General features: G+C 59.3%; 3 protein-coding genes and 1 pseudogene. 1 reads left to right on the forward strand and 3 read right to left on the reverse strand.

The window, feature by feature from the left end; all coding sequences use genetic code 11:
* A pseudogene (locus JWS10_RS11880) lies at nt 1-287 on the forward strand (UbiH/UbiF family hydroxylase); the annotation flags it as partial.
* Here JWS10_RS11880 and JWS10_RS11885 read toward each other — a convergent pair.
* From JWS10_RS11885 to JWS10_RS11895, 3 genes are all read right to left on the reverse strand, one after another.
* Entirely contained in the window at nt 284-2,617 is a 2,334-nt protein-coding gene (locus tag JWS10_RS11885; protein ID WP_299507659.1) for a Tex family protein, read from the reverse strand. The pseudogene JWS10_RS11880 and the gene JWS10_RS11885 overlap by 4 nt on opposite strands.
* A gap of 153 nt (nt 2,618-2,770) precedes the next feature.
* Nucleotides 2,771-3,529 carry an ATP-binding cassette domain-containing protein gene (locus JWS10_RS11890; RefSeq protein WP_299507661.1) on the reverse strand — a complete coding sequence of 253 codons (759 nt, stop codon included), beginning with the start codon at nt 3,527-3,529 and terminating at the stop codon, nt 2,771-2,773.
* A gap of 1 nt (nt 3,530) precedes the next feature.
* Nucleotides 3,531-4,237 (reverse strand): ABC transporter permease (locus tag JWS10_RS11895; RefSeq protein ID WP_299507663.1); only part of this gene is annotated, 707 nt, incomplete at its 5' end.

A 4,237-nucleotide genomic window follows, 5' to 3' on the forward strand; every position in this document is an offset into this window, starting at 1 on the left:
CGATTGGCGCGCAGGGGCTGAATATGAGCCTTGCTGACCTCGCCGCTTTGCTTGATCTTGCGCAAGCTGACCCCGCTAATCTTGGCAATGCAAGAATGCTCGACGCCTACCATAAGCGCCGCCATATCGAGGTGCAGACCAGAGTAGCAGGCATCGACGCGCTGAACCGCGCCTCGATGATCGAACGGCAGTTCTTGCGTGATCTGCGCGCCGGTGCATTGAATGCGTTCTACTCAGTGGCGCCGGTGCGTAAATCGCTGATGAAAGCGGGACTTGGGCTGCGCTAACGGCTGTTAAACTTGCCTTTCAGCGCGTCGGCGAAAGCACTGCTGCCAGCGTCCGAGCCTGCCGAAGTTGGCAGCGGCTTGCCACGCGGAACTTGCGGCGCGCGGTGTTGGCTGCGCTCGCGCACCTGCTCGCGGGCTTCGCCGCTGTCGGATTTCATCGTCAGACCGATGCGTTTGCGCGGCACATCGACCTCGACCACTCGCACCTTCACCACATCGCCCGCTTTAACCACTTCATGCGGGTCTTTGACGAATTTATCGGCCAACTGACTGACATGCACCAGCCCGTCCTGATGCACGCCAATATCCACAAACGCGCCAAACGCCGCAACATTGGTGACAGTGCCTTCGAGCATCATGCCGGGTTTGAGGTCTTTGATATCGTTAACACCGTCGGCAAATGTCGCGGTCTTAAAGCTGGGCCGAGGGTCGCGACCGGGCTTTTCCAACTCGGCCAGAATGTCTTTCACCGTCGGCAGTCCAAACCGCGCATCGACAAAGCTGCGTGGGTCCAAGCCTTTCAGCGCAGAGCTGTCCGCCATCAGCGCCCGAATATCCCGCCCGCAAGCTGCTATGATTTTTCGTGCCACGTCATAGGCTTCCGGGTGAACCGAGCTTGCGTCCAGCGGCTCTTTCCCGCCCGAAATCCGCAAGAATCCCGCCGCTTGTTCAAAGGCTTTCGGCCCCAACCGCGCGACTTTCAGCAGCTCGCGCCGGGTCGTAAACGGCCCGTTCAAGTCGCGGTGGCTGACAATCGCTTCCGCCAATCCCGGCCCTACCCCCGACACCCGCGCCAGCAGTGGTGCCGATGCCGTGTTCAAATCGACCCCGACCGCGTTCACCGCATCTTCCACCACGGCCTCTAGGCTGCGGCCCAGACGGTGCTGATCGACGTCATGCTGATACTGTCCGACACCAATGGCTTTCGGCTCAATCTTAACCAATTCCGCCAGCGGATCTTGCAGACGGCGCGCAATCGACACCGCACCACGCAAGGACACATCCAAACCGGGAAATTCTTTCGCGGCTAACTCGCTCGCCGAATAGACCGAGGCCCCCGCCTCCGACACGATCACCTTCATCGGCTTTTCGGCGCCGGGTTTGTCGGACTGCGGCAGCAGCGCCAGAATATCTGCTACCATCTTTTCGGTCTCACGACTCGCCGTGCCGTTGCCGATAGAGATCAGCTTGACGCCATGCTTCATAATGGCCTGCGCAATCGCCGCCTGCGCGCCGCGCAAATCGTTCTTCGGCTGAAACGGATAAACGGTATCTGTGGCGAGAACCTTGCCGGTGCCATCGACCACCGCCACCTTCACGCCGGTCCGAATACCCGGATCAAGCCCCATCGTGGCCTTGCCACCCGCCGGAGCCGCCAGCAGCAAGTCTTTCAAATTGCGCGCAAAAACCGCAATCGCATCGGCCTCGGCGCGCTCTCGCAGGTCACTCATCAGATCCAACGTCAGCGAGGTTTTCAGCTTCACGCGCCAGCCCCAAGCCGCTGCATCGCGCAACCAAGCATCCCCTGGCCCGCGACCCGAGGCGTTCAGCGCCGCCGCACAAGCGCGTTCCGCCGGGCTGTCGCCTTTCGGGGCATCGGGGTCGATTTCCAGATCAACCGTCAGGAACCCCTCATTCTGGCCACGCAACATCGCCAGAACCCTGTGGCTCGGCGCGCCCGCCCAAGCCTCGTTATGCGCGAAGTAATCGGAAAACTTCGCGCCGTCGGCTTCTTTACCCGCCACGCCTTTCGCCGAAAGTCGCGCCACCTGCTTCATATGCCCGCGTAAACGGCCCAGCAGGGCTGCATCCTCTGACAGCCCCTCGGCAACAATATCGCGCACACCTTCCAGTGCGGTTTTCACGTCCGGCACGGCTTCGGTGATAAAGCTCTTGGCAAGCATCGCAGGGTCGGCCGCATGATCGGCGAGAATTGCTTCAGCCAAGGGTGCCAGCCCATTTTCCCGCGCAATCATCGCGCGCGTGCGGCGTTTCACCTTATAGGGCAGGTAGATATCTTCCAACTCTGCTTTGGTCGTGGCCTTTGCAAGCGCACCCGATAGCGCATCGGTCAGCTTGCCTTGATCGGAAATCGAACCCAGAATCGCCGCACGGCGCGCCTCAAACTCGCGCAGATACACCAGCCGCTCAGCAAGATTGCGCAGTTGCGTATCGTCAAGGCCCCCCGTCACCTCTTTGCGATAGCGCGCGATGAACGGCACCGTCGATCCCTCATCCAGCAAGGTGATCGCAGAGGCCACCTGCGCCGTGTTCGCCCCAATTTCTGTAGCAATAACAAGGCGAATACGGTGGGCAGCATCGGGGGTCATCGGGCAATCCTTCACTTGGAAGTGCGACCATACAGGTGCCGTGCGCTCGGGCCAAGGCCCACTATGCGGACCAAGCGGGCGTGGGCCGGGCGCCTATCAGATATTCGACCTGTCAAATGCTTGGTTTCGGAAGGGTCTTCGCATTGTAGCGGCCTAAATCTCTGCGCCGCCTTTAACGCCGGTGATGTAGCTCACGATATCGTTGCCATCGGTTTCGTCCCGGCGCAGCGATGCAACGATGCGGCCACGGCGGAACACCACTATACGATCAACCAGATCGAACACTTGCCGCAGGTTGTGACTGACCAAAATCAGCGGCACGCCACGCTCTTTCAGACCGCGAATGATGTTTTCCACCTGCGCGGTTTCCTGCACGCCCAAAGCGGCGGTCGGCTCGTCCATAATCACCAGTTTTGAGGCAAAGGCGGCGGTGCGGGCGATGGCGACGCATTGACGCTGGCCGCCCGACATATTGCGGATCGCGTTATCGACGTTGGGGATTTTGACGGCGGTGGTTTTCAAAGCCTCCATCGTTTTCTCGCGCATTGCTTTGCGGTCCAGGATAGAGAACGGGCCGAGATTGAACTTATAAAGCTCACGGCCCAGAAACAGGTTGGACGGCACATCAAGGTCGTCGGCCAAAGCCAGCGTTTGAAACACCGTCTCAATCCCAGCTTCGCGGGCTTGGAGCGGACCTGAGAAATTCACAGCCTGGCCGTTGAAATCGACCTCGCCTGCTGTGCGCTGTTCAACGGCGGTGATCTGCCGCACGAATGTCGATTTGCCCGCACCGTTGTCACCGACCACGGCGACATGTTCGCCCGCGCGCAAGATGAAGTTGGCGTCCTCCAGCGCGTGCACACCGCCGTAGCGTTTGGTCAGGCCACGGGTTTCAAGGATGATATCGCTCATATTATTTCCCCCTACCCGAGCGGCGTTGCCGCCATTGATCCAGCACCACGGCACCGATGATGATCGCGCCTTTCACCATCTCTTGATAATAGGCGTCGAGTTTCAGGAACGTGAATCCTGAGATGATTACTCCAAAGATAAGCGCACCAATCACTGTGCCGATGATCGAACCACGCCCGCCTTGTAAAGAAATCCCGCCGATCACCGCCATGGCAATGGCATCAAGTTCATACATCACGCCCATGTTCGCCTGCGCGGTCTGGCCCTTCGACGACACCACGATGGCCGCGATCGAGGCGAGCATAGCGGCAATCACGTAGACCAGCACCTTATGGCGATCAACATTGATCCCTGACATACGAGTGGCTTGTTCATTGGAACCAATGGCATACGAGTGTTTGCCATATTTGGTGTAGGTCATAATCAGGTGGAACAGCACGGCGAGGGCGATGAAGATGAACACCGGGTTCATGCCTTGGCCGATGCGGTTGTAGCTTTCGGTCGGAAAGGAAATCGGGTTGCCAGTGGACCACCAGCGGGCAAAACCACGCGCCGAAACCATCATGCCAAGCGTGGCGATGAAGGGCGGAATCTTGGTGCAAGCGATCAGCAAGCCGTTGATCAAACCCGCGAGCAAACCGCAACTTAGGCCGATCACGATGGGCACCAAGATTGGCAAATCCATTGCCCAGTCGCCGAAAATTGCCT

Source organism: Cypionkella sp. (assembly GCF_028290025.1).
Classification (GTDB): domain Bacteria; phylum Pseudomonadota; class Alphaproteobacteria; order Rhodobacterales; family Rhodobacteraceae; genus Cypionkella.